Annotated in this window: 20 protein-coding genes; 13 read left to right on the top strand and 7 right to left on the bottom strand. The window is 61.2% G+C overall.

What is annotated here, in order from left to right:
- Nucleotides 1-7: 7 nt before the first annotated feature.
- Entirely contained in the window at nt 8-3,088 is a 3,081-nt protein-coding gene (locus C7U61_RS05685) for an efflux RND transporter permease subunit (RefSeq protein WP_106997184.1), read from the top strand.
- Nucleotides 3,089-3,145: 57 nt separating this feature from the next.
- Here the strand turns inward: C7U61_RS05685 and C7U61_RS05680 are convergent, their stop codons facing one another.
- The 7 genes from C7U61_RS05680 to C7U61_RS05650 form a co-directional block, all read right to left on the bottom strand.
- Nucleotides 3,146-4,249: an ABC transporter substrate-binding protein gene (locus tag C7U61_RS05680; protein ID WP_106997183.1), complete on the bottom strand. Its 1,104-nt coding sequence runs from the start codon at nt 4,247-4,249 to the stop codon at nt 3,146-3,148.
- Nucleotides 4,246-5,640: a sensor histidine kinase gene (locus C7U61_RS05675; RefSeq protein ID WP_106997182.1), complete on the bottom strand. Its 1,395-nt coding sequence runs from the start codon at nt 5,638-5,640 to the stop codon at nt 4,246-4,248. The genes C7U61_RS05680 and C7U61_RS05675 overlap by 4 nt, the downstream gene beginning before the upstream one ends.
- Nucleotides 5,630-6,301, bottom strand: a complete 672-nt coding sequence (locus C7U61_RS05670) for a response regulator transcription factor (RefSeq protein WP_106997181.1) — start codon at nt 6,299-6,301, stop codon at nt 5,630-5,632. Before C7U61_RS05670 ends, C7U61_RS05675 begins: the two co-directional genes overlap by 11 nt.
- A 102-nt stretch (nt 6,302-6,403) precedes the next feature.
- A complete protein-coding gene (locus C7U61_RS05665) occupies nt 6,404-7,465 on the bottom strand; it encodes an ABC transporter ATP-binding protein (RefSeq protein WP_106997180.1) in 1,062 nt (353 codons plus the stop codon).
- Nucleotides 7,458-9,224 (bottom strand): iron ABC transporter permease, encoded by a 1,767-nt coding sequence (locus C7U61_RS05660; protein ID WP_181315802.1) that lies wholly within the window; start codon nt 9,222-9,224, stop codon nt 7,458-7,460. The genes C7U61_RS05665 and C7U61_RS05660 overlap by 8 nt, the downstream gene beginning before the upstream one ends.
- Nucleotides 9,225-9,314: 90 nt before the next feature.
- Nucleotides 9,315-10,379, bottom strand: a complete 1,065-nt coding sequence (locus tag C7U61_RS05655; protein ID WP_106997219.1) for an ABC transporter substrate-binding protein — start codon at nt 10,377-10,379, stop codon at nt 9,315-9,317.
- Nucleotides 10,380-10,729: 350 nt separating this feature from the next.
- The gene (locus tag C7U61_RS05650; RefSeq protein ID WP_106997178.1) at nt 10,730-11,314 is read right to left on the bottom strand and encodes a protein-tyrosine-phosphatase; all 585 of its coding nucleotides are present in this window, start codon (nt 11,312-11,314) and stop codon (nt 10,730-10,732) included.
- Between the two features lie 468 nt (nt 11,315-11,782).
- On the opposite strand from C7U61_RS05650, the gene C7U61_RS05645 reads away from it, so the two are divergent.
- The 12 genes from C7U61_RS05645 to C7U61_RS05590 all read left to right on the top strand — a co-directional run bounded on the left by C7U61_RS05645 (nt 11,783) and on the right by C7U61_RS05590 (nt 22,912).
- Nucleotides 11,783-12,478, top strand: a complete 696-nt coding sequence (locus tag C7U61_RS05645) for a GntR family transcriptional regulator (protein ID WP_106997177.1) — start codon at nt 11,783-11,785, stop codon at nt 12,476-12,478.
- 21 nt (nt 12,479-12,499) lie between these two features.
- Nucleotides 12,500-13,411, top strand: coding sequence for an agmatinase (locus C7U61_RS05640; protein WP_106997176.1), 912 nt, complete (start codon nt 12,500-12,502; stop codon nt 13,409-13,411).
- Between the two features lie 350 nt (nt 13,412-13,761).
- Entirely contained in the window at nt 13,762-14,364 is a 603-nt protein-coding gene (locus C7U61_RS05635; protein ID WP_106997175.1) for an amino acid synthesis family protein, read from the top strand.
- 33 nt (nt 14,365-14,397) lie between these two features.
- A complete protein-coding gene (locus C7U61_RS05630) occupies nt 14,398-15,225 on the top strand; it encodes an alpha/beta hydrolase (protein ID WP_245410751.1) in 828 nt (275 codons plus the stop codon).
- A complete protein-coding gene (locus C7U61_RS05625; protein ID WP_106997173.1) occupies nt 15,222-16,157 on the top strand; it encodes a flavin reductase family protein in 936 nt (311 codons plus the stop codon). The genes C7U61_RS05630 and C7U61_RS05625 overlap by 4 nt, the downstream gene beginning before the upstream one ends.
- Nucleotides 16,154-17,194: an LLM class flavin-dependent oxidoreductase gene (locus C7U61_RS05620; RefSeq protein WP_106997172.1), complete on the top strand. Its 1,041-nt coding sequence runs from the start codon at nt 16,154-16,156 to the stop codon at nt 17,192-17,194. Before C7U61_RS05625 ends, C7U61_RS05620 begins: the two co-directional genes overlap by 4 nt.
- Nucleotides 17,195-17,199: 5 nt before the next feature.
- On the top strand, nt 17,200-18,663 hold the full coding sequence (locus tag C7U61_RS05615; protein WP_106997171.1) for an aldehyde dehydrogenase: 1,464 nt from the start codon (nt 17,200-17,202) through the stop codon (nt 18,661-18,663).
- Between the two features lie 5 nt (nt 18,664-18,668).
- Nucleotides 18,669-18,983, top strand: coding sequence for an NIPSNAP family protein (locus C7U61_RS05610; RefSeq protein WP_106997170.1), 315 nt, complete (start codon nt 18,669-18,671; stop codon nt 18,981-18,983).
- A gap of 55 nt (nt 18,984-19,038) precedes the next feature.
- On the top strand, nt 19,039-20,049 hold the full coding sequence (locus C7U61_RS05605; RefSeq protein ID WP_106997169.1) for an ABC transporter substrate-binding protein: 1,011 nt from the start codon (nt 19,039-19,041) through the stop codon (nt 20,047-20,049).
- Nucleotides 20,050-20,161: 112 nt separating this feature from the next.
- Nucleotides 20,162-21,034, top strand: coding sequence for an ABC transporter permease (locus C7U61_RS05600; protein WP_106997168.1), 873 nt, complete (start codon nt 20,162-20,164; stop codon nt 21,032-21,034).
- Nucleotide 21,035: 1 nt separating this feature from the next.
- The gene (locus tag C7U61_RS05595) at nt 21,036-21,836 is read left to right on the top strand and encodes an ABC transporter permease (protein ID WP_106997167.1); all 801 of its coding nucleotides are present in this window, start codon (nt 21,036-21,038) and stop codon (nt 21,834-21,836) included.
- On the top strand, nt 21,833-22,912 hold the full coding sequence (locus tag C7U61_RS05590) for an ABC transporter ATP-binding protein (protein ID WP_106997166.1): 1,080 nt from the start codon (nt 21,833-21,835) through the stop codon (nt 22,910-22,912). The genes C7U61_RS05595 and C7U61_RS05590 overlap by 4 nt, the downstream gene beginning before the upstream one ends.
- The last annotated feature ends 52 nt before the right edge of the window (nt 22,913-22,964 follow it).

The raw sequence follows: 22,964 nt of genomic DNA, 5'->3' as shown, positions 1-22,964 counted from the left end.
TGTGGCGATGAATATCACCGATATCTTCATCAAGCGCCCCGTCCTTGCTCTCGTGGTCAGCGCGTTGATTATCGTGATCGGCTATCAATCGTTCCGCTCGCTGACCGTGCGCCAGTATCCGCAGACCCAGAACGCCGTCGTCACCGTGACGACCACCTATCCCGGCGCGGCCCCGGACGTCATCGCCGGCTTCATCACGACGCCGCTCGAAAACGCCATCGCGCAGGCCAACGGCATCGATTACATGACCTCGACGAGCACCAGCGGCACCTCGACGATCACAGTCAACCTGCGGCTCAACTACAGTGCCGATGCGGCGATGACCGAAATCAACGCCAAGGTATCCTCCGTTCTCAATCAGCTGCCCACGGGTACGCAGCAGCCGATCATGACGGTTTCCATCGGCCAGTCGATCGACGCCATGTATATCGGCTTCCGCAGCGATGTCCTGGCCAGCAACCAGATCACCGACTATCTGACGCGCGTGGTCCAGCCGAAATTGCAGGCGGTCAACGGCGTTCAGACGGCCGAAATTCTCGGTGCGAGAACCTTCGCCTTGCGAGCCTGGCTGCAGCCGGACAAGCTCGCCGCCTATGGCTTGTCGGCCGGCGATGTCTGGACCGCGCTTAGCGCCAACAACTACATCTCCGGTATCGGCACCACGCGCGGACAGATGACGCAGACCGTACTGACGGCGCAGACCGATCTGCATTCGGCGGATGAATTCAAGGAAATGGTGGTCAAGCAGATCGGCAGCGCGATCGTGCGGCTGAAGGATGTGGCGACTGTTGCGCTCGGATCCCAGAACCCCGACGTGCAGATCGGTTTCGATGGGCAGGACGGCGTGTTCATGGGTATCCAGATTGCGCCGACGGCCAATCTGCTCGATGTGATCGCCGGCGTGCGCGCGGTGTTTCCGAGTATTCAAGAGCAATTACCGCAGGGGCTTGAAGGCTACATCGTCTACGACTCCAGCACCTTCGTCACGACGTCGATCGATGAGGTGGTGAAGAGCCTGGTCGAAGCTCTCCTGATCGTCATTTTTGTCGTGTTCGCTTTCCTCGGCTCGCCGCGGTCGGTCGCCATTCCCGTCGTCGCCATACCTCTGTCGCTCGTCGGCACTTTCGCGATGATGTTGCTCTTCGGCTTCTCCATCAATCTTCTGACGCTGCTCGCCCTGGTCCTGGCGATCGGCCTCGTCGTTGACGACGCCATCATCGTGGTCGAGAACGTCAACCGCCACATCGAAGAGGGATCGACGCCCATGAGGGCGGCGCTGGATGCGGCGCACGAACTGGTTGGGCCGATCCTTGCCATGACCGTGGTGCTGATCGCCGTCTACGTGCCGATCGGTTTCCAGGGCGGCCTGACGGGCGCATTGTTCACGGAGTTCGCCTTCACGCTGGTCGGTGCCGTTACCGTGTCGATGATCATTGCGCTGACGCTGACACCGATGATGTGCTCGCGCATCCTGAAGCCGCACCTGACCGATCGCAGTGGCTGGGAAGAGCGTATTTCCGACTTCATCGACCGCCGCTTCTCGGAAATCCACCGGCCCTATGTGCGCATGCTGCATGGCAGCCTGAACACAGTGCCGGTGGCGCTGGTTTTTGCGGTGATCGTGCTTGGCAGCATCTATTTCCTCTATACCAGCGCCAAGTCCGAGCTGGCTCCCAATGAAGACCAGGGCTTCCTGGCCGCGCAGGTGACCAACCCTCCCAATGCGACGCTTCAGCAAAAACTGCTGAATTCCGACCAGGTCACGAAGATCTTCCGCAGTTTCCCGGAGGCCGACAAGACCCTGCAGGTCGAGGTGCCGGGCACGTCCTTCGAGGGCATGGTGCTGAAGCCGTGGGACCAGCGCACGAGAACGGCCGATCAGCTGCAGCCGCTGGTACAGGCCGATCTGGCGAAGATCGCCGGCGGACAGTCCGTCGTCTTTCAGATACCGCCGCTGCCTGGCGCCAGCGGTTTGCCCGTGCAATTCGCCATCGGCAGCACCAGCGGCTTCGAACAGCTCAACGAGGTGTCCACGGCTTTCCTGCAGGAAGCGCAGAAGTCGGGCGAATTCATCTTCCTGACGAAGGATCTCTATGTCGACAATCCGCAATATTCGATCCACATCGACCGCAGCAAGGCTTCGGCTCTCGGCCTGTCCATGAACAATGTCGGTTCGGCGCTCGCCGCCATGCTGGGCGGCGGCTATGTCAACTATTTCAGCATCGACAACCGTTCGTATCAGGTCATTCCGCAGGTGGAGCAACGCTCACGTCAGACGATCGACCAGATCATGAACTATCCGATCGCAAACGTGAACAGCAACAAGATCCCCCTTTCGGCGATCGCCACCGCGAAACTCCAGGCTACACCACGCTCGGTCGCGCATTTTCAGCAATTGAATTCGGCCACCATCTCCGGCGTACCGGCACCGGGCGTGGCGGTCGGCGATGCCCTCAATACGCTGAAGTCGATCGCAGCGCGGACATTGCCGCAGGGCTACTCGGTCGACTACGGCGGGCAGTCGCGCCAGTACGTGCAGGAATCGAGCGGCATGGCGACCACTTTCGCGCTTGCCCTGATCATCGTGTTCCTTGCGCTTTCGGCGCAGTTCAACAGCTTCCGCGACCCGTTCATCATCCTCGTGTCCGTGCCGATGTCGATCGCAGGCGCGCTCGCCTTCATCAGCCTCGGCATCGGCGGCGCCACGATGAATATCTATACCCAGGTCGGCCTGGTGACGCTGATGGGACTGATCAGCAAGCATGGAATTCTGATCGTCGAGGTGGCGAATACGCTGCAGGCCCAAGGAAAGACCAAGCGCGAAGCCATCGAAGGCGCTTGCGCCATCCGCTTGCGGCCGATCCTGATGACGACGGGCGCCATGGTTCTCGGCGTCGTGCCGCTGATCCTGGCGACGGGAGCAGGAGCTGCCGCCCGCTTCAACATGGGCCTGGTGATCGCCACCGGTCTTGCGATCGGAACGCTGTTCACGCTCTTTGTCGTGCCTGCGGTTTACATGCTGCTCGCAGCCGACCATCATAAGAAGGATGCACCGGAAATAGAAGCAGAGCCGGCCCCTGAGCATTGAGTGGCGGTCCGGCAGTGCCGGCTTCGTTTGTGTAGGCGGATGGCATCGTCTCGCAGCTCACGGCGATGATGCCGGCTGACTCAGCATCGAGCGGCTCCAGTCGTCTATGAAGCGACGACGTTGCGCCTCGTCCTGCGCGGCAAGCAGTGCCGGACCGATGCGGATCGGCTGAACGAAGCTCAATTCGCCGAGGGTCGAAGGACCGTCGACCCCTTCCGGGATCTCGCCTTTCTCGGCGAAGAAGAAGGCCTTGCGCCGCGCCACGTCCTGGCCTCGCTTGGAGAGAAGATAATCGAGAAAGCGTCGCGCGAGGTCCGGCCGCTGCGATGTCTTCGGTACCAGCACGCCGCGGCTCAGGATCAGCGTATAGTCGCGCGGGATGACGACCTTCATATCCGGATTGGCTTTGGCCGCCGCATAGGAATAGGACCCGATCATGTTATAGGCGAGATAGATCCGCCCACTGGCGATTTCCTGAAGGATGGTTCCGGTGCAGCAGCTGACCTTCACGTCGGCGCGGCTCATGCTTTCGAGAAGGCGGCCATAGGTCGCGGTCGCTTGGCGCGCGTCGCTGAAGGCGAGGAGGTAGCCGACACCGGATGTTCTGATGTCGAATGTTCCGACACGGCCCCGATAATAATCACGCCTGCGCCGCAGGAGTTCGGCAAGCTCGGCGCGAGTGCGTGGAACCTGGCTCTCCGGCACGTAGCGCGCATTGTAGACGAAGACCGCCGGCTCGAAGGTGAAGCCGAAGACCTCGTCACGCCAATTGGCCCACTTGGGCACCTGGGCGGTTTCCGACGAATGATAGGCCAGGGCGCAGCCATTATTGGCCAGACTGACGAGCTGATCGAGCGAAGAGGAAAGCCATAGATCGCCGAGCGGTGTGTTCTGCTCGCAGGCGGCGCTCGCCCTCCGATACAACTCGTTCGTGACATAATCGGAATAGTCGACCGCAATATCCGGTGCCAGCTCCTGAAAATCCCGGATCAACGGCTCCATGGCCTGGAGATCGGCAGCGCCGTGGATCGATAAGCGGGCCGTCTCGCCATTGATCGCCGGGAAGAGCCTTGACGTGCCTTCAACGGCCATTGCCATGGCCGGTGCGAGAGCGAAGGCTGCAAACCCTGCCCAGTGCGCAAAGAAGAGCCGAGGTTTCATTTTCCCTCCCTGTGAATACGCGGAAGAGCGAGGATGACGGTGAAGCCGTGCGTATCACCCTTGGCGCGAAACTGCAGCGCACCCCCATGCGCAGCCGCAACTTCGGAGGCGATGGCAAAGCCAAGTCCAAGTCCCGCACTTCCCTTACCGGCTTTCGATGTCTGGAAACGCTGCGTGACGCGCGACCATTCTTCGGCGGGAATGCCAGGCCCGTCATCTTCGACCTCGACATGGGCAAGGGAGCCGGCATCCCGTACGCGCACCTCCAGCTTGGAAAGGGTCCCGTGGCGAAGCGCATTGTCAATGACGTTGACGATCGCCTCGCGCAGACTGACCGGATCGCCGACGACGGCAAGCTCGACATCGGCCTCCTCAAAGGAGACGACGATATCGGGATCGACGGTGATCGGCACGGCCACGCGAAAGGCCCGCCTGGCGATTTCGTTGAGGTCGAGGGGTTCGAGCTGCACGGACTCGGCACGATGAATGACCATGGCATGGCTCAGCAACTGGTTGGTCAGTCTTGCCAATTCGTCGGCACGCTGCTGCACGCGCCCGAGATGCTGCCTGTCCGCCTCGTCCAGCCTGCCGTTGTTCAAGAGATCGAGCTGCGCGTTGAGCGCGGTCAACGGCGTCCGGATCTGGTGTGCCGCATCCGCGATGAAGCGCTGCAACAGGACCACACGCTCGTTGAGGCGGCCCATGAAATGATTGATGGAGCCGACAAAGGGACGAAGCTCGCGCGGCACCGCTACCGAAAGCGGCGTCAGATCCTGCGGATCTCGCCGACGCAGCGCTCCGCCCAGTTGATCGACCGGGCGCAGCGCCTGGCGGATCGAGAGGATCATGACGACGAGTGCGAGAAAGCACATGATGACGATGGTAATCGCGGCTCCAAGCGTCAGCTCATGTGTGAGCCCCCGGCGCGCTTCGACGGTCTGGGCGAGGATCACATGCGCCCAGCCGGACGCCGCCGGATCCGAGAGGGCCCGCCCGACGACGGCGATACGCACGGCTTCACCCTTGTAGAGACCGGAGCTTAGGATCGGCTCGCGACGAACCGTGGCAAGGTCGATGTCCGTCTCCAGATCGCGGTGACCGGTGAGCGTCTTTCCGGACGGATCGAGGATGCGGTAGAAGATGCGATCGCGATCGGCAAGCCCGAGCATCTCGAATGCGGATGCCCGCAAATCGACAATGAGCTCCCCCTCCTGGACGGCAAGGCCATCGGCGATCTGCAGCGCAGCGCCGACCAGCAGGCGGTCATAGGCGTCGTCGGCCGCCGTGCGCGCCGAATACCAGCTTGTCGTCACCAGCACCGCCGCTCCGCCCATCAGCAGAACGCAGATGACGACCGTCAGTCGGCCAAAAAGCGAACGTTCAATCGTCATCGGAGACCAGCTGATAGCCGATGCCGTGCAGCGTGACGATGCGCGCCTTCGCCCCTTCAAGCTTCTTGCGCAGCCGTCCGACATAGAGCTCGATCGCATTGGCGCTGACGGCTTCGTCGAAGCCGTAAAGCTGATCGAGCAGCTCCTGCTTGCTGAACACGCGTCCCGGCCGCGAAGCAAAGATTTCCAGCAGCGTCATCTCCCTGCGCTTCAGCTGCACCTCGCGCTTGCCGACCTTCACCGAGCGGCTGGTGCGATCAAGCACGACGTCGCCGCAGGTGACGAGATTGGTCGCGTCACCGCTGCGCCTACGTAACAGCACCCGGGCGCGGGCTTCAAGCTCGCGAAAGTCGAAGGGCTTGACGAGATAATCGTCGGCACCGAGGTCTAGGGCGCCGACGCGATCATCGACCTCGGAGCGTGCGGTCAACATGAGAACCGGCGTGGTTACGCGGGCACGCCGCAATCCCTTGAGAATTTCGAAGCCGCTAAGACCGGGCAGCATCACGTCGAGGATGACGAGATCATAGTCCGTGAAGGCGAGAATCTCAGCCGCGGCGGCGCCATCGGTCTGCCAGTCGACTGTGTGGCCGGTCGTCTGGAAGCGCCGGCAGATGGCTTCGCCGACATCCTGCGTATCCTCAACGAGCAGAATGCGCATGGCGCTGGCCCGCCCCGACGCTTGTGAATTGCAGACGCAAAGTTCCTCCCTTTCGTCAGCGGTTCGGCTCTTGATGGAACGCCGAACCGCTTTCATATTGCCTTATGCCGCTTCCGGGTAAAGCCAAACGCTCTCCCGCGGTATCTCGGCCCAGACCGTGCCTGCCGCCATCAGTTTCGGGCCGAATGCCTTGGCCTTGAAGTCACCGTAGGACAGGCGGTATTCCCAGCGGTCGCCGAGGAACAGGCATGCCTCCAGCTGCATCTCGATGCGGCCGGGTGCCAGCTGGTCGTAAACGGCCACCTGCTCGACGCGAATGACGGCCTTGCCTTCACTTTCCGCTCCGTCCCCCATCATCACGCCATCGAGCTGCCAGTTGCTACCATGGATGCTGGCGATAGCGCCATCGCGTTTGATGCGCCCGGAGGCAACGTTGTTCGCACCGAGAAAATCGGCAACGTAGAAGCTCGAGGGCTTCGAATAGATATCCTGGGGCGGGCCTTCCTGCGCAACCTTCCCGTTGCGCAGGAGCAGGATATTGTCGGAAGCCGCCAGCGCTTCGGCCTGATCATGCGTGACGAGAACGCCGCAAATGCCGAGATCGAGAACGAGCTTGCGGATCCAGTAGCGGGCTTCTTCGCGCAGCTTAGCATCCAGGTTGGACAGCGGCTCGTCCATGAGCAGGATCTTCGGTTCGTAGACAAGCGCGCGGCAGATGGCGACACGCTGCTGCTGGCCGCCGGAAAGCTGATCCGGATAACGTTCGGCAAGGTGGCCGAGGCCGATCTTGCCGAGCGTGTCGAGGACGCGCTTTTCCGCATCGGTCTTGTTGACGCCCCTGAGCTTCAGGCCATAGGCGACATTTTCCGCGACGGAGCGGTGTGGCCACAGGGCATAGGATTGGAAGACCAGTCCGATATTGCGGTTTTCGGGCGCAACGGTCAGCCGCTTGTCGCCATCGAAGACCACCGAGCCGCCGATCTTGATCTGACCGACCTCGGGCTGTTCGAGACCGGCGATGCAGCGCAGCAAAGTCGTCTTGCCGCTGCCTGAGGCTCCCAGCAGCGAAACGATCGATCCGCGATTGGCGGTAAACGAGGCGCCCTGAAGGATATGCAGACCACCGAGGTACTTATGCACGTTTTGCACGATGAGATCAGTCATGGATCTTGGCTCCGAGACGAAGGGCGAGGGCAAGACCGCCGCCGGTAAGAAGGATGCTGACAAAGGCGAGGGCTGCGATCGTATCCATGGCGCCTGACTGGAGCTGCGCCATCATAAGCGAACCGATGACCTCGGTACCGGCGCTCATCAGATAGATGCCGGTGGCGTAGTCACGTAGAAACACGATCATAATCAGTGCCCAGGCGCCGACGAGACCCGGCCGGATGATCGGGATGACGATGTCGCGCCAGCTCCGGCCCATGGTGGCACCCGTGGTGCGCGCGGCCTCTTCCAGCTCGGGGCTGACCTGGATCAGCGTGCCCTGCAGCAGGCGTAGCCCATAGGAAAGGCCGACGATCACATAGGCGGCAAAGAGGCTGATCAGCGTCGTTCTGAGCGGAATGAGGAAGGGCACGAACAGGAACAGCCAGAAGAAGGCCAGGCCGATGATGAGGCTCGGCATGGCGCGCGGCAGCAGTACCATATAGTCGAGCACGGTATTGGAGAGGCCCCTGTGGCGGTGTCCCGCAAGCCCGATCAGAAGATAGATCGCGACCGCTGCCGCTCCACCGACGACCGAAAGGACGACGGTGTTGACGATGCCGCGAAACAGCGTCGGTACTTCCATGAGCGTTGCGAAATGGGCAATGGTCAGATGCGCCAGCGGATTGACACCCTGGCCCCAGGCATCGACGAAGGCACGCAGCACGATGCCGCCGATCGGCAATACCACCGAGACGAACAGCCAGAAGCCGATGAAGGAAAGGGCGATGATCTGGCCGGGCGGACCCAGTCGCATCACGGTTGTCCGCGGCCCCTTGCCTCCCAGGGCGGCATAGCGACGGCTATGGCGCAACAGGCGGCGCTGATACCAGACGAGCGGCAATGTGAGTAGCACGAGCAGGACGACGACGACGGCCATCAGCTGATAGGTTGGCACGCCGAACAGCGTCGTGAGCTTGTAGACATAGGTCGTCAGAACGATGATGCCGCTCGGATCGCCGAGAACGTAGGGGACGCCGAACATCTCGAAGCCGATCAGAAGGTTCAGCGCGGTGGCAAAGACCAGCGCCGGCAGGACCATGGGCAGCGTTACGTCCAGGCAGACCCGCCAGATCGGCGATCCCATCGAGCGTGCTGCCTCCTCCAGATCGGAGGGCAGGTTGCGCATGGCCGCCGAAACATAGAGATAGACGTGCGGCACATGGGCGAGGCCTGTGACGATAACGATCCCGGTCAGCGAGTAGAGGTTCCATGGCGCCGATCCGAAGAGGTCGCGCGACAGCATGGTGAGAAAGCCGGCCGGGCCGACGGCGACGGTGTAGCCGAAGGCAAGCACGATCGCCGAAATGAACATCGGCACAAGAACGACGACTTCGAGCGCCTTGCGGAACTTGACGTCCGTTCGTGTCAGCAGGAAGGAGAGCGCGGCGCCGAGCGGCACCGCAATCGCCACCATGCCGACTGCCATGATGACCGTGTTCCAGAGCGCGTCGTAGAACATTTCGTCGGTCAGGATATAGCGATAGGCCTCGATGGAAAGCTTGCTCTTCGGCGCGAAGAACGGCCCGTCGAGCAGGCTCTGGTAGATAATCAGGGCGATCGGCGCCAGCACGACGACGGCAAGCAGGCCGATGACGATACGCCTGAAGCCGAGGGCATTGGCTGGGTGCGGGATCGGGGTAAATGTTGGGCTCGCATGAGCCGCTGGTCGCCCGGCGTGAGACAGGGTCGATACAGGCGTCGACGGTGCCGACATCGGCGTGCCTCCTTCTCGATGGCTGTTGGTTCGGAGCATTCCCGCTTCCGTTCGGGCCGCGGGAATGCTCTCAGGCGGTGGGGCGTCGCGTCAGCTCTTCACCGAGGCGCGCCACTTCTTGAGGAAGTCGAGGCGCTTCATGGGATCCATGAATTCTAGGCGCGAATCATCGAGTGCGATGGGCTTGAGGTTGCCGCCGACCAGCTCGTTGATGGTGTTGATATTGTATCCCTGGTCGACATCCGTGCGCAGCGATGGCATGCCCTTCGAGGCAATGGCGTTCTGACCTTCCTGGGACAGCATGAAATCAAGGAAGAGCTGCGAGGCATTGGGGTGCGGCGCGTTCTTGATGACGGCGGCGACACGCGAGAAGGCCGGCGTATAATCCTGGCCGAAGGCAACGCCGAGATTGGAAGCGCTCTTGACCCAATCGAGCGCATAGGAGCCGATGAGGTTGAAGGCGATCACGTTCTCGCCCGAAACCACCGTTTCGCGCATGGAGCCGGTCGAGGAATAGGTCTTGCCCTTGGCCGTGCCGAAGGCCGAAACCAGATCCCAGTAATCGCTACGCTGTTTGGAATCATTCGTCTGGATCATGAAACCGACGCCGGACTTTTCCGGATCGAAGGTGGCGACCTTGCCGGCAACATTGGCCTTGCCGAGGAACTCGATCAGCGCCGCCCGCGTCCGCGGGACCTCGTCTTCCTTCAGGGCGACCTTATTATAGATCATGCCGATCGGCTCGAGCGTCGTGGCGTAGACCGTCTTGTCATAAACGGCCCAGCTTGGCAGCGCGCCGATTTCCGTCGAGGCATAGGAGGCGAGATAGCCGTCGGCGGCGAGCTTGACTGTCTGGTCCATCGCCGAGGTCCAGACGAGATCGCCTCCGACCTGGCCGGCCGCGGCTTCGGAAATGATGCGGTTATAGACGCCGTTGGTGCCGATATCGTTGTAATCAATGCGAATACCCGGATATTTCCTGGTGAAGGCATCGAGCAGGGCCTGGGCCTGCGACAGATCGGTTGCGGCATAGATGGCGATCACGCCTTCCTTCTTTGCGGCCGCGATCAGATCTTCGCTCGCCGCAAAGGCTATGCTGTTGATACCGATCGCTATTGCGGCTGCGATGCCGAGTTTTTTGAATAGCAGTGACATTTTGAATCCTCCCGTTGATTGCTGCATGATCTTGATCGCCGCTGGCCTGCCGAAATTTGAGACATGCACAAGCGGCGCGGCTTTCCTGATGGAAGGCCGGTGAATAGGATGTGATTGGCTGGTGATGACCGGCGGCGGATGCCGGATGATGGGCGCTAATCGAGGCCGAGCGCGGTTTTCATGATATATCCTCCTGATGGCTGGCCGGCTCATGAGCCGACCGTCTCTGTCCTCTACAGATTGCAGCCAAGGTGACATCGATTCCTGTCAGGGAACTGTCACGGCCGGGGAGGATGCAATAATGGAGCTCTTTCGTGCAGACGGACCCTCTTCAGGCCAGAGGCATACCTTTACGCCGGAATTGCCATATCGAGTTCCGCCTGACGTCCGAGATGCGTCATCCAGTCGACAAAGTCAGGCCGCCCCTTGATCTGCCGGCCATAATGACGGGCAAGTGCCGCGTTCAACTCCCCCTTCCGGCCGAGCTGTTCGTCTGCAAAACCGATCATCTGGGAGTTCGGCCAGGCCTGCGGGCGGATGACTGCCAGACGGGCAAACAGGCTCTCGCCGGATTCATCGGGGTTTGCCTGCGCCATCAATGACAGCATGGCAGCGGTGGAGCGCGATACGCCCATATGGCAATGCACCAGCAGGTGGCTCGACCCCTCCGGATCCTGTTGCGCCTGAAACTCGGAGCCGAATTTAAAGATCGCTTCGATATGTTCCGGCTTGGGCATGACCCGCCCTGGAGCCGTGGCGATGATATCGTGAAAACGAAGCGTCATGCGATGATGTCTGGCATAGGAATGGAAGACCTCGAGCTCGGGATATTCCGGATCGAGAAGAGAAAGCACATGGGTGACGTTTCGCACGCGCTGATCGGGCAGCTCCTCGATGCCGCAGACCGTGAGTTCGGGAGAAAGAAGCATGCCCATTGTCCTATCCTCAAATCAGCCGGCGATCCCGCCGTATCCGATACGATAAGTGTCATCGCTCTGAAGTGAAAGCGCTTTTGCTCCTTGCTGCTGCCATGCGGCATGGCAAGATGCCTGCCCGTGCTCCTTGATGGCCGCGCGTGACCGGTCGGCGAGCTCGCCTACGCCGCCGGCGTGACGGCGCAGACGGCCAGTTCGCGTCTCGAAAGCTGCTGGCCGGCGGGCGGCTGGTGGCGGAAACCGAAGGGGGCATCGTTTACCTTACTCCTCTTTGCAGAGGGCCGCATAAGGTGCTCGCCGCCGTCGCGCCCCGTTGATGCCACGCCAAAAGGCTGGAAGGTGCTGAAAGAGCACTTGGACATCCAGGAGCCGCCTTGTTGAGAGGTGTGCTCTGCTGCATTGACTTCATTTCCACAATGAAGGATTTTGGTAGGCCATATTATGGCATCCGAAGATCGAGGCCCAGAAATGAATGATAATGCGCATAGCGCCGCGATTCGCGTAGAGCGTCCGGCAAAGACGCTGCGTGAGCTTGCCCTCGACAAGGTGCGCGAGGCAATCGTCAGCGGCTATTTTCGCCCCGGTGACCGCTTGGTCGAACGTGATCTCTGCGCCCAGCTCGGCGTCAGCCGTACGATCGTGCGCGAGGTCCTGCGCCATCTCGAGTCCGAAGGTCTCGTTGCCAATCTTCCGAACAAAGGGCCGATCGTCGCGCAGCTCAATCACGACGAAGCCAAGCAGATCTACGAAATTCGCGCCGCACTCGAAGGTATGGCGGCGCGGCTCTGTGCCGAGCAGAACAATCCCGCGATTGCCGATGCCCTGGACAAATCGCTGGAAGATATAAAGCGGAGCTACCGCGAGAAGGACATGGCTGGCGTGCTGGCCCATACATCGTCCTTCTATCAGACGCTGTTCAGTATGGTCGACCGCCATGTGGCCTGGGGCGTGGTCAATCTTCTGACCGTGCGCATCAATCACCTGCGCTCCATGACGATCAAGACGGAGAATCGCGACGTCCAGGGTCCGGCGCAGATGGCGCGCATCGTGGACGCGATCCGGCGTGGCGACGGCGAGGGGGCTTATCAGGCGGCGATGGACCATGTCACCAGCGCAAGCGCCATCGCGCAGGCCGTGCTTTCGGGGCGGCAGCCGATCGATTGATTTCTCGCTAGGGCCACGAAGATGACAGCTTCCTCTTCCTTTCTCGGCTTTTCGGACCGCCTTGAGGATGGTCGCCGGCCGCGCGTCGTGATCTTCGGCGCTGGTCACGGCAGTACCTATCCCGGCAAGGACAGCAGCGGCTATGCCCTGTCGGCGGGAGCCATCCGCGCTGCCAGCCAGGGTGATGCAGCACTTGTCGAACATTGGGATTTCGATCTCGGCGGTCCGCTGTTCGCCGGGAAGCCTATCTCCTGCGTCGACGTGGGGAACATCGAGACCGTCATGCATGACAATGTCGGTAACCGGGAGCGGATCGAGGCGAAGACGCGGGAGGTCCTGGCATTGTCCGCCGTGCCGGTTCTGCTTGGCGGCGACTGTTCCGTGACGATCCCTTTCGTCGCCGGTTTTGCCGATGAGGAGCCTGTCTGGATCTTGCAGATCGACGCCCATATCGACTGGCGTGATGAGCTGCAGGGCGAGCGTTATGGTTATTCGAGCCCGATGCGCCGGGCAAGCGAGATGCCGCGTGTGGCCGGAATGGTGCAGGTGGGCTTGCGAAGCGTCGGCAGCGCCCGCCCTTCGGACGTTAAGGAAGCACAAGGCTATGGCAGCCGCTTTGTCGCTGCCCGTGAGATCCACGCTCAAGGAGTCGAGGCTGCCCTTCGGCATATTCCCGAGGGAGCTCGGGTCATCGTCACGCTGGATTGCGACAGCATCGATCCCAGCATCATGCCGGGTGTGGCGGCGCGGACACCCGGCGGCCTCACCTACACACAGGTCATCGACCTGATTGCCGGCCTCGGCAAGCGGGCAAAAATCGCGGGCTTCGATCTGGTGGAGCTCTATCCGCCCGCCGACATCGAGGGTCTTTCGGCCCTGACCGCCGCGCGCATCGTGGTCAATGCAATAGGCGCCATCGTTCGCCAGGGGTAAAGCCGGCGGATTTCCCCTGGAGGATGCGGGCCGGTTCATGATGCCGCACAATGTCGATGCGCGTCCTGCTTCATCAAATTGTCGTTTGGCTGACGATGCGGATTGACGTCCTTCCACTTTGAAGGTGCCGGCATACCATAATAAGGAATTCAAAAACGCAGCGGCCGTTGCTGATGTGCGCGGCTAACAAGCATGGCCTTCGCGATTGCTTCTCGCTGTCTATTCATAAGCTCCTAGTATTTAAAGCTTTTCTAGTGCCCGGCAGAACTTTTTCATCCGGTTGCTCAAAGCAGCTTGACAGTTTGGTATTATGGCATACCATCATACTTAATGTTAGATGAGAGCGAGCCATGAGCCTTCAGATCCGAAAAACCGTCCTGCAGATCGAAACGACGCTTGTCGAAGGGGGCAAGGCAGCGGCCACGCCGCTGAAGCTCTTCTCGGCATGTGCGATCGTTAAAAACCCCTGGGCCGGTCGCGGCTTCGTCGCGGATCTGAAGCCCGAGATTCATGCCGCCGCACCTGTTCTCGGTGAATTGCTCACCAAGATGATCATCGATGCGGTCGGATCGGGCGATGCGGTCGAGGCCTATGGCAAATCGGCGGTCGTCGGTCTGGATGGCGAGATCGAACATGCCTCCGCGCTGATCCATACCCTGCGGTTCGGCAATCACTATCGTCATGCCGTCGGCGCCAAATCCTATCTCGCTTTCTGCAACACGCGCGGACCGGCTAATGCGCCGATCATGATCCCGCTGATGGACAAGAATGACGAGGGCCGCCGTTCGCATTATCTGACGATCCAGACCTCGGTCCCCGATGCACCTGCCGCCGACGAGATCGTCGTGGCGCTCGGCGCCTCTGTCGGCGGACGGCCGCACCATCGCATCGGCGATCGCTATCAGGATCTGAAGGATCTGGGACAGGACGTCTCGAATCCGGCGGGCGTATAAGAGATCGGATTCTGGATGCCGGCGATGGAAACCATGGACCAGAAAAAAGCCGATCATCTGAATATGGGAGGCTTGCTCCGCAAGCACACGGCGCGTGGCACCGCCTATCATGACGTCGGCGAAGGCGAGCCGCTGGTTCTGATTCATGGCGTCGGCATGCGGCTTGAAGCCTGGGCGCCGCAGATCGCGGCCTTCTCCCGCAGTCATCGGATCGTTGCCGTCGATATGCCGGGGCATGGCGAAAGCGCAGCCCTGCCCTCCGGCAGCAAATTGGAAGCCTTCGTCGCCTGGTTTGGTGGCTTTCTTGATGAGATGGCGCTTGGCGAGGTCAATGTTGCCGGCCACTCGATGGGCGCGCTGATTGCCGGTGGGGCTGCTGCCACTTTCGGTGAGCGGATCAAGCGGGTCGCCTATCTCAACGGCGTCTATCGTCGCGACCGCGAGGCCAAGGCGGCCGTGCTTGCCCGTGCCGCGGCCATACCGCTTGTCGGCGTCGACAAGGAAGGCCCGCTGCTGCGCTGGTTTGGCGACGACGCGCAAAGCGCGGCGGCACGGGAGCTTACGCGCAACTGGCTGAGCCTTGTCGATCCGCAAGGCTATGCCACCGCCTATGCGGCTTTCGCCGGCGGCGACGAGACCTATGCAGATCGCTGGCCCGATGTCAGCGCGCCTGCACTGTTCCTGACCGGGTCAGACGATCCGAACTCGACACCGCTGATGGCGGAGCAGATGGCTACTGCTGCACCCAGAGGCTGGGCGCGGATCGTCGAGGGTCATCGCCACATGGTGAACCTGACGGCACCGGACATCGTCAACGAGCTGCTCACCGAGTGGCTTTCATGCGGGGAGGACGCAAGATGACGACGCAAGATTTCGGCCCAAGGGCGCTGCGCGACGCCTTCGGCGCATTCCCGACCGGTGTGACGGTCGTGACCGCGCGGGATCAAGCCGGCCTGCCCATTGGTTTTACGGCCAATTCCTTTACCTCGGTCTCGCTCGATCCACCGCTCCTTCTTGTCTGCCTTGCAAAGACCTCGCGCAATTTTGCGGCTATGACGAGTGCGAAGCACTTTGCCATCAATGTGCTGTCGGAGACGCAAAAGGCCGTTTCCAACACCTTTGCGCGGCCTGTCGAAGACAGGTTCGCCGCCGTCGAGTGGAATTCGGGTGCGGATGGCTGCCCGATCCTTGCCGATGTCGCCGCCTGGTTCGAATGCGCCATGAGCGAAGTGATCGAGGCCGGCGACCATGTTGTCCTGCTGGGGCGTATCGTTTCGTTCGACAATAGCGGCCGCAATGGGCTCGGCTATGCACGCGGCGGCTATTTCACGCCGATCCTGGCAAGCAAGGCGGTCTCTGCAGCTGCGGAAGGCAATATCGAGTTGGGCGCGGTCGTGGAGCGCGATGGCGAAATCCTGTTGCTTGGGGACGAGGTTCTTGCTCTTCCGAATTGCGTGGGCAGCGAAGGAAGCCCCGCCGACATTCTTGGCCATTACCTGCAGGCGCTGACCGGTCTTTCAGTCACGGTCGGCTTTCTCTACTCGGTCTATGAAGGCAAGAGCGACGGCAAGCATCATATCGTTTATCGCGCCTTTGCCTCGCCAGGTGAGCCGCGCGAGGGTAGGTTCCTCAAGCCGGATGCATTGAAGGCGGCGCATTTCAAGACCAGTTCGACGGCCGATATCGTCGCTCGCTTCGCGCTGGAAAGCCAGATCGGCAATTTCGGGGTCTATTTTGGCGACGAGACCTCCGGCATGGTGCGGCCGGTTTCCGGGAAGGCGGTGCAGGCATGAAATTCTCTCTCTTCGTTCATATGGAACGCCTCGATGCGAGCCAGACGCATAAGAGCCTCTATGAAGAATTCGTCGCGCTGTGCGAGATCGCTGACAAGGGCGGCATGCACGCGATCTGGACGGGCGAGCATCATGGGATGGATTTCACCATCGCGCCTAATCCCTTCGTGACCATCGCCGATCTGGCGCGGCGGACATCGCGGGCGAGGCTCGGCACGGGAACGGTGATCGCGCCCTTCTGGCATCCGATCAAGCTCGCCGGCGAAGCGGCCATGGCCGACATCATCTGCGACGGCAGGCTCGATATCGGCATCGCCCGCGGCGCCTATTCCTTCGAATATGAACGGCTGCTGCCGGGTCTCGACGCCTGGGGTGCCGGCCAGCGCATGCGCGAGCTGATCCCCGCCGTCAAAGGCATTTGGCAGGGGGACTACGCCCATGATGGCGAGTTCTTCAAATTCCCCTCGACGACCTCGGCGCCGAAGCCGCTGCAGCAGCCGAACCCGCCGATCTGGGTTGCGGCGCGCGATCCGAATTCGCATGAATTTGCCGTCGCTAATGGCTGCAATGTTCAGGTGACGCCGCTTTGGCAGGGCGATGACGAGGTCGAGGCGCTGATGGGCCGTTTCAACGATGCCTGCGCCAAGAACCCGCATATCGAGCGGCCGAAGATCATGCTCCTGCGCCATACCTATGTCGGCTCGTCCGAGGACGACATTGCTCGGGCCGCCCACGAGCTCAGCGTCTATTACAATTACTTTTTCGCCTGGTTCAAGAACGAGAAGCCGGTCCATCAGGGGCTGATCGAGCACATTTCCGAAGAAGATATTCGCGCCAATGCCATGCTGTCGGATGCGGTCATGCGCAGCAATAACGTCGTCGGAGACGCGTCGACTGTGATTGCCCGGTTAAAGACTTATGAGGCGATGGGCTACGACGAATATTCCTTCTGGATCGACACAGGCATGTCCTTCGAGCGCAAGAAGGCTTCGCTCGAACGCTTCATCGCCGAGGTCATGCCGGCATTTGCGGAGTAAACGCCATGCATCGCTTCCAGTATTATATCGACGGCGAGTTTCTGGAGGGGGAAGCCCGCTTCCAGAGTATCGATCCCGCGACCGGCGACGTCTGGGCAGACATGCCGGAAGCGCGGGAGGCCGATGTCGACCGCGCCGTCGATGCTGCCGAGAGGGCGCTTTACGATGGTCCCTGGGCGAAGATGACGGCGACGCAGCGCGGCAAGCTTCTGTACAGGCTCGCAGATCTCGTTGCGGCCAATGCGCAAAAACTGGCCGAACTGGAAACGCGCGACACCGGCAAGATCATCCGCGAAACTTCTGCGCAGATCGTCTATGTCGCCGACTATTATCGCTACTATGCCGGTATCGCCGACAAGATCGAGGGCTCCTATCTGCCGATCGACAAGCAGGACATGGATGTCTGGCTGCGCCGCGAGCCGGTCGGCGTCGTCGCCATGGTCGTGCCCTGGAACAGTCAGCTTTTCCTCTCGGCGGTCAAGATCGGCCCGGCGCTCGCCGCCGGCTGCACCACGGTCGTCAAGGCTTCGGAAGATGGGCCGGCGCCACTACTGGAATTCGCGCGTCTGGTTCATGAAGCCGGTTTTCCAGCCGGCGTCGTCAACATCATCACCGGGTTCGGCCCGTCCTGCGGCGCGGCCCTCGGGCGGCATCCGAAGGTCGCGCATATCGCCTTTACCGGCGGACCGGAGACGGCACGCCACGTTATCCGCAACTCGGCCGAGAACCTTGCCTCGACCTCCCTGGAATTAGGGGGCAAATCGCCCTTCATCGTCTTTGCCGATGCCGATCTCGAAAGTGCGGCCAATGCCCAAGTTGCCGGCATTTTCGCAGCGACGGGCCAAAGCTGCGTTGCCGGCTCCCGCCTGATCGTCGAAGCCGGCGTCAAGGACGCCTTCCTGTCGATCCTCAAGCGCAAGGCCGAAGCAATCCGCATCGGCTCACCGCTCGACATGGCAACCGAGGTCGGTCCCCTTGCCACCAAGAGACAACAGGATCATGTGGCCGCGCTCGTTGAGAAATCCATTGAAAGCGGGGCTAGGCTTGTGACGGGTGGCCAAAGGCCTGAAGGTGCGGGCTATTACTTCCCGCCGACGATCCTCGATTGCGATGGCGTCTCCTCGCCTTCATTGGCCGAGGAATTCTTCGGGCCGGTCCTGTCCGTGGTCTCCTTTGAGACGGAAGCCGAAGCTCTGAGATTGGCAAACGATACGCGCTACGGACTGGCATCCGGTGTGTTCACGCAGAACCTCACGCGCGCTCATCGCCTGATGAAGGGCATCCGCGCCGGTGTCGTCTGGGTCAACACCTATCGCGCCGTATCGCCGATCGCGCCGTTCGGCGGCTTCGGACTTTCCGGTCATGGCAGGGAAGGCGGGCTTGCGGCGGCTCTCGACTATACCCGCACCAAGACCATTTGGCTGCGCACGTCGGATGATCCGATCCCCGATCCCTTCGTCATGAGGTGAGGCCGATGTTTTATGAGATCCGCACCTACCGGCTGAAGAACGGCACGATTCCGCAATATCTGAAGGCTGTCGAAGAGGAAGGAATTGCCATCCAGAAGGCGCATCTCGGCAATCTCGTCGGCTACTTCTTCTCGGAAATCGGTGTGATCAACGAGATCGTGCACATCTGGGCCTATTCGAGCCTCGACGATCGCGAGGCGCGGCGGGGGCGGCTGGCCGCCGACCCCGAGTGGGAGGCTTTCCTGCCCAAAATCCGCGACCTGATCGAACAAGCGGAAAACAAGATTATGAAGCCCGCCGGTTTCTCCCCCTTGGGATGAACGGGCGGCTGCGTAAGGCATGCCTCCAAAAACTGAAAAACAAGGACAAGGGAACATGAAAGCAAGAATTGCACTCGCGGCCTTTGCCGCAATGATGGCCGCATCCATGCCTGCCAAGGCCGATACCATGGTCTTCACGAGCTGGGGAGGAACGACGCAGGATGCGCAGAAGGTTGCCTGGGCGAACCCATTCACGGCAAAGACCGGCATCGGCGTCATGCAGGACGGCCCGACCGATTACGGCAAGCTGAAAGCGATGGTTGAAGCCGGCCAGGTCGGCTGGGACGTCGTCGATGTGGAGGGCGATTATGCCGCGCAAGCCGGCAAGGACGGCCTGCTCGAAAAGCTGGATTTCTCCGTCATCGACAAGTCCAGGCTCGACCCGCGTTTCGTCAGCGACTACTCGGTCGGTAGCTTCTATTATTCCTTCGTCATCGGCTGCAATGCCGATGCTGTCAGCGCCTGCCCGAAGACCTGGGCCGATCTCTTCGACACCAAGAAGTTTCCCGGCAAGCGTACCTTCTACAAATGGTCCGCGCCGGGCGTCATCGAAGCGGCATTGCTGGCCGACGGCGTTCCCGCCGACAAGCTCTATCCGCTCGATCTCGACCGCGCCTTCAAGAAACTCGATATGATCAAGTCGGATATCGTCTGGTGGTCGAGCGGCGCGCAGTCGCAGCAGCTGCTGGCATCCGCGGAGGCGCCCTTCGGCAGTCTCTGGAACGGCCGCATGACGGCGCTTGCCAATAGCGGCGTCAAGACGGAGACTTCCTGGAGCCAGAACATCACGGCGGCGGATTCCCTTGTCATCCCCAAGGGTGCGCCGAACCTGGAAACGGCGATGAAATTCATCGCGCTCGCGACCTCGGCGCAGCCTCAAGCCGATCTGGCGAAGGCCACCGGATATGCGCCCATCAATCTCGACTCCGCAAAGCTGATGGATCCCGACACGGCGAAGACTTTGCCGGATCAGCAGACGGCGAGCCAGGTCAATGCCGACATGAACTACTGGGCCGCAAACCGCGATGAGATCGGCAAGAGATGGTACGCCTGGCAGGCAAAATAGGCGCTGGAGATAACTAGGCCACCGCGGGTCTCGGCCCGCGGTGCGGCAATGCGAGGTGTGGCCCTTTCGGCAGCCATGGTTGCCGGCAGCGCCCCGGTGGGAAGGAATTGCCATGTCGACATATATGGACGTTGCGGACGAGGCAGCACCGGCGCGCAAGGCGGCGCAGCCCACGGGGTTTGCCCAGGTGGCGCCGGCTCTCGCCTTTGTAGCGATCTTTTTCATATTTCCCGTCATCGCGCTGCTGTTGCGCAGCGTGATGGAGCCGGCATTCGGGCTTGGCAATTATGCCGAGTTGCTGGGTTCTGCAACCTATCTGAAGATTTTCGCCAACACCTTCATCGTATCGGGCGTCGTCACCGTCATATCGCTTTTGATCGGCTTTCCCGTCGCCTGGACCCTGGCGATCATGCCTTCACGATGGGCTTCGCTGATCTTTGCGATCCTGCTTCTGTCGATGTGGACCAATCTGCTTGCGCGCACCTATGCCTGGATGGTGCTTTTGCAGCGCACGGGATTGATCAACAAGATACTGGTCGGCATGGGTTTGATCGACAAGCCGCTCGCGCTGGTCAACAATCTCACCGGCGTCACGATCGGCATGACCTATATCATGCTGCCTTTCATCATCCTGCCGCTTTACGGCGTGATCAGGAAGATCGACCCGGCCGTGCTGCAGGCGGCGGCACTCTGCGGTGCAAGCCGATCTCAGTGCCTCACCCGCGTCCTGTTGCCGCTCGCCGCCCCCGGCATGATGGCCGGTGCCTTGATGGTGTTTGTCATGTCGCTCGGTTACTATGTCACGCCCTCGCTCCTGGGCGGTACGGCCAACATGATGCTGGCCGAGCTCATTGCGCAGTTCGTGCAATCCCTGGTCAATTGGGGCATGGGCGGGGCTGCCGCCTTCGTCCTGCTCGCCGTCACTCTGATGCTCTATGCCGTGCAACTGAAGCTTTTCGGCGTGCAGAACGCGGGAGGGCGCTGAGATGCTGCTCAATTTCGATCGCCTCGGCTGGTGGAAATACGTGCTGCTCGTCATCACGGTCCTGACATCGGCCTTCCTTTTGATGCCGATCCTGTTCATTGCCGCCTTGTCGTTCGGCTCGTCTCAATGGCTGATCTTTCCGCCGCCGGGCTGGACGTGGCGCTGGTATGCGGAGCTGCTTTCCGATCCGCAATGGCTGGCTTCCGCCTGGACGAGCTTCAAGATCGCCGCGATCGTCACCGTGCTTTCGGTGCTCCTCGGCCTGGTGACCTCCTTCGGCCTCGTGCGCGGAAAGTTTCTGTTTCGCGACGCGCTGAAGGCGCTGTTCCTGACGCCGATGATCTTACCCGTCGTTGTCTTCGCCGTGGCGCTTTATGCCTTTTTTCTCAGGATCGGGCTTGGGGGCACCTTGATAGGCTTCGTCCTCTCTCACCTCGTCCTGGCGCTGCCCTTTTCCATCCTGTCGATCTCCGGCGCGCTCGAAGGCTTCGACAAGTCGATCGAGGATGCGGCCGTGCTTTGCGGCGCCTCTCCGCTCGAGGCGAAGATCAGGGTGACGCTGCCGGCGATCAGTCATGGGCTGTTTTCGGCCGCCGTCTTCTCGTTCCTGACGTCCTGGGACGAAGTGGTCGTGGCGATCTTCATGGCGAGCCCGACGCTGCAGACCTTACCCGTCAAGGTCTGGGCAACGCTCCGGCAGGACCTGACGCCAGTGGTCGCCGCTGCCTCCACGCTTCTCATTCTGTTGACGGTCATGTTGATGACGCTGGCCGCGATCATACGCAAGGTTCTGAGATCATGAGTGAATCCTTCCTGAAGATCCAAGGCATCCGCAAGGAATACGGCCCCGTGGTCGCGGTCCACGATGTCAATCTCGAGGTCAAGCGCGGCGAGTTTCTGACCTTCCTTGGCCCATCCGGCTCAGGCAAGAGCACGACGCTTTATATCCTCGCCGGCTTCGAGAGCCCGACCAAGGGCGATATCCTGCTGAACGGCGAGACGCTGCTGTCGACGCCGTCGCATAAGCGCAATATCGGCATGGTGTTCCAGCGCTACACGCTGTTTCCGCATCTGACCGTTGGAGAGAACATCGCTTTTCCGCTGAAGGTCCGCCGCAAGTCCAGGGCCGAGATCGACAGCCGGGTCAAGGAAATGCTGCGTCTCGTCCGCCTGGAAGGCTTCGAGGATCGCAAGCCGGCGCAGATGTCGGGCGGCCAGCAGCAGCGCGTCGCTCTTGCGCGGGCGCTTGCCTATGATCCGCCGGTGCTTTTGATGGACGAGCCGCTATCGGCGCTCGACAAGAAGCTACGTGAAGAGATCCAACATGAGATCCGTCGCATTCACCAGCAGACGGAAGTTACGATCCTCTACGTGACCCACGATCAGGAGGAGGCGCTGCGGCTCTCAGATCGCATCGCCGTTTTCTCCAAGGGCGTCATCGACCAGATCGGAACCGGCCCGGAACTCTACGCCAATCCCAAAACCCGCTTCGTCGCCGAGTTCATCGGCGATAGCGATTTCATCTCCTGTCATCTGCTTTCCTCGGACGATGGCCAGGCGACGATCTCGCTCGGCGACAAGACTGTTTTCGACAGCATTCCGGTGCACGGCCGTCCGACATCGGGCGGCAAAGCGGCATTGATGCTGCGGCCGGAGCGCATCCGGCTCGGACGCAAGGCGGGCGGCAGCAACGGCCTCAGCGCCACGGTCAACGATATCACCTTCCTCGGCAATAACGTGCATGTGACGACCCGGATCGCAGCCGGCGAGACCCTGTCCGTGCGGCTGCCCTTCGGCCATGAAGCGATCTCGGGCTTGAGCCGCGGCGACACTGTGCATCTGGAGTTCGATCCGGATGCTGCGCATGTCTTTTGCTGAGCGCGGAATCGGAGGGGATTCTGCCATTCGCCGCCTGCACAAAGGAAGGATG

Origin of the sequence: Rhizobium sp. JAB6, assembly GCF_003024605.1 — a bacterium.
Taxonomy (GTDB): domain Bacteria; phylum Pseudomonadota; class Alphaproteobacteria; order Rhizobiales; family Rhizobiaceae; genus Rhizobium.
This window is presented reverse-complemented; position numbering and strand designations above follow the sequence as displayed.

What these genes read in the sequence shown, in the direction of transcription:
- C7U61_RS05660 (WP_181315802.1), bottom strand. Translation starts at nt 9,224, where the DNA reads ATGTCGGCACCGTCGACGCCTGTATCGACCCTGTCTCACGCCGGGCGA.
- C7U61_RS05680 (WP_106997183.1), bottom strand. Translation starts at nt 4,249, where the DNA reads ATGAAACCTCGGCTCTTCTTTGCGCACTGGGCAGGGTTTGCAGCCTTC.
- C7U61_RS05655 (WP_106997219.1), bottom strand. Translation starts at nt 10,379, where the DNA reads ATGTCACTGCTATTCAAAAAACTCGGCATCGCAGCCGCAATAGCGATC.
- C7U61_RS05670 (WP_106997181.1), bottom strand. Translation starts at nt 6,301, where the DNA reads ATGCGCATTCTGCTCGTTGAGGATACGCAGGATGTCGGCGAAGCCATC.
- C7U61_RS05640 (WP_106997176.1), top strand. Translation starts at nt 12,500, where the DNA reads ATGACAGCTTCCTCTTCCTTTCTCGGCTTTTCGGACCGCCTTGAGGAT.
- C7U61_RS05625 (WP_106997173.1), top strand. Translation starts at nt 15,222, where the DNA reads ATGACGACGCAAGATTTCGGCCCAAGGGCGCTGCGCGACGCCTTCGGC.
- C7U61_RS05600 (WP_106997168.1), top strand. Translation starts at nt 20,162, where the DNA reads ATGTCGACATATATGGACGTTGCGGACGAGGCAGCACCGGCGCGCAAG.
- C7U61_RS05620 (WP_106997172.1), top strand. Translation starts at nt 16,154, where the DNA reads ATGAAATTCTCTCTCTTCGTTCATATGGAACGCCTCGATGCGAGCCAG.
- C7U61_RS05605 (WP_106997169.1), top strand. Translation starts at nt 19,039, where the DNA reads ATGAAAGCAAGAATTGCACTCGCGGCCTTTGCCGCAATGATGGCCGCA.
- C7U61_RS05615 (WP_106997171.1), top strand. Translation starts at nt 17,200, where the DNA reads ATGCATCGCTTCCAGTATTATATCGACGGCGAGTTTCTGGAGGGGGAA.
- C7U61_RS05630 (WP_245410751.1), top strand. Translation starts at nt 14,398, where the DNA reads ATGGACCAGAAAAAAGCCGATCATCTGAATATGGGAGGCTTGCTCCGC.
- C7U61_RS05645 (WP_106997177.1), top strand. Translation starts at nt 11,783, where the DNA reads ATGAATGATAATGCGCATAGCGCCGCGATTCGCGTAGAGCGTCCGGCA.
- C7U61_RS05665 (WP_106997180.1), bottom strand. Translation starts at nt 7,465, where the DNA reads ATGACTGATCTCATCGTGCAAAACGTGCATAAGTACCTCGGTGGTCTG.
- C7U61_RS05595 (WP_106997167.1), top strand. Translation starts at nt 21,036, where the DNA reads ATGCTGCTCAATTTCGATCGCCTCGGCTGGTGGAAATACGTGCTGCTC.
- C7U61_RS05675 (WP_106997182.1), bottom strand. Translation starts at nt 5,640, where the DNA reads ATGACGATTGAACGTTCGCTTTTTGGCCGACTGACGGTCGTCATCTGC.
- C7U61_RS05650 (WP_106997178.1), bottom strand. Translation starts at nt 11,314, where the DNA reads ATGGGCATGCTTCTTTCTCCCGAACTCACGGTCTGCGGCATCGAGGAG.
- C7U61_RS05590 (WP_106997166.1), top strand. Translation starts at nt 21,833, where the DNA reads ATGAGTGAATCCTTCCTGAAGATCCAAGGCATCCGCAAGGAATACGGC.
- C7U61_RS05685 (WP_106997184.1), top strand. Translation starts at nt 8, where the DNA reads ATGAATATCACCGATATCTTCATCAAGCGCCCCGTCCTTGCTCTCGTG.
- C7U61_RS05610 (WP_106997170.1), top strand. Translation starts at nt 18,669, where the DNA reads ATGTTTTATGAGATCCGCACCTACCGGCTGAAGAACGGCACGATTCCG.
- C7U61_RS05635 (WP_106997175.1), top strand. Translation starts at nt 13,762, where the DNA reads ATGAGCCTTCAGATCCGAAAAACCGTCCTGCAGATCGAAACGACGCTT.